The sequence below is a fragment of the Hymenobacter crusticola genome (assembly GCF_002154225.1).
Classification (GTDB): domain Bacteria; phylum Bacteroidota; class Bacteroidia; order Cytophagales; family Hymenobacteraceae; genus Hymenobacter; species Hymenobacter crusticola.
Window position 1 is genome coordinate 1 of sequence record NZ_MTSE01000099.1, and the last position, 1,547, is coordinate 1,547.

3 protein-coding genes are annotated in these 1,547 nt (G+C 51.8%); 2 read left to right on the forward strand and 1 reads right to left on the reverse strand.

The features are described from left to right. The coding region (locus tag BXP70_RS29000) for a hypothetical protein (RefSeq protein WP_218779902.1) at nt 1-280 on the forward strand (280 nt) is incomplete at its 5' end. 63 nt (nt 281-343) lie between these two features. Here BXP70_RS29000 and BXP70_RS29005 read toward each other — a convergent pair. Beyond that, nucleotides 344-775: a DUF6896 domain-containing protein gene (locus BXP70_RS29005; protein WP_086597602.1), complete on the reverse strand. Its 432-nt coding sequence runs from the start codon at nt 773-775 to the stop codon at nt 344-346. Nucleotides 776-1,111: 336 nt separating this feature from the next. On the opposite strand from BXP70_RS29005, the gene BXP70_RS29010 reads away from it, so the two are divergent. Further along, nucleotides 1,112-1,547: DUF2625 family protein (locus tag BXP70_RS29010; RefSeq protein ID WP_218779903.1), on the forward strand; the 436-nt coding region annotated here is incomplete at its 3' end.

A 1,547-nucleotide genomic window follows, 5' to 3' on the forward strand; every position in this document is an offset into this window, starting at 1 on the left:
CCCCTTTGCGGGAGCCGAAGAATGGTTGGTGGACCTCATCCATTCAGACCACAACGTACACGTCCAACGATACGCTCTCTTGAGCTTGGCGCACATCCGAGTGGAGCGGGCGGTCGCTTTAGCGCAGGGGTTTCTGCAAGCGCATCATGCCGATGAGTATATGATTATTGCTTCTATGGACATTGTAGCGGCGTATAATCAAGCGCTCCTACGACCCTACTATGCCACCTTACGGCAACATTCTTCCGACTACGTACGACAACGGGTACCCGAGTCCTAATACAAGTAGTAGTAAGGCAAACTAGACCAACTTAGAAGGCAGTCTGATAAGTAAAAGTTATGTTCAGTAAGGGGGTGTTAGATAATAGAATTCCTGATCAAAGGCCCGCTCTACCTGATAAAGCCATTGTTTAGCAACAAGTGTGTCAAAGACTTGAGCAAGGTCTTCCGACGAGAGCCCCAGCGTCGGGTGATTCGTGCTCAAAAAGCTACTGATGTGCCACGGAGCGAAACCACTCCACTGTCCGAGGCTATCAAAATCTAGGCTGAGAATCATGCCCTCTTGCTGAAAAGTGCACCCCAGCCCATGAAAAGCATACTGCAGGGTCTGTACCTGGCCACGTGGTGCGACAAGTGCGAGCTGTTCTAAGGGCGGTATACCTGCTGGCGCCGATGGAAACGCGGCGATTAATGTCGTGCAGAAGAAGTCCGCATAGTGGACAAACTCGTGTAGATAGGCTAAGACTTGTTGTTCGGTCGTAGTAAGGGAATCCATTCGGTAGCAGCGAATCTTATCCTGCGCAAGCTAGTAGCGAACAAGCTTGTTGCTCTCAGCAATACGCTGATTAGATAAAAGGTAGAAAATAGCCAAACTGCGAAGATGACTGCATCCTGGGAAAAGGTGATTTACATAATAAGGCTTATACGGACAACCTGGGAAAAGTAATAAAAGGATAATTCAAGTGAATAGTCCTTGTTTTAGCATATTTTCCATGCTTGTGCTTTATTTTTAGACCCATTTGGGGTAACGCCCTAGCGTTTGTTGTCTACTTTCTATCTTATCCGTTATTCTACTGTGATCCGACTGCTCTCCCCTCACCGCCATTTCTGGTTGGCTCTCTTCCTTTTGCTTAGTACCCGCTTAGTGGCCCAAGTGCCTTCCCCTCGACCCCTGGCCGACTTGATCAACGCGCAAGAACCCGGCTGGGATCTGGTGAGCGACTGGCTGCGGACCGCCAAAAACCAGGTGCAGGTCCTGCCCAAGACCCCTGCCCGGGCTGATAGCACCTTGCTGGCCGCGCAAGTCACCACCCACTCTCCTATGGGCGCGATCATCTATGAGACGGGTGGTTTGTTGGTCGATGGGGGCTGGTTGCGCATTCTCGGCTCGGGCAGCCCGGCGTTGAATCGCACCTTGATGGGATGGAACCAGGGCAAACCCGCGGGCATGTTGCTGGTCGCTGATGATGTGTTGGGCGGCTTCTATGCCCTCAATGGCGGGGCATTTGGGCCCGAGTCGCTGGGCAAGATCTTCTACTTTGCCCCCG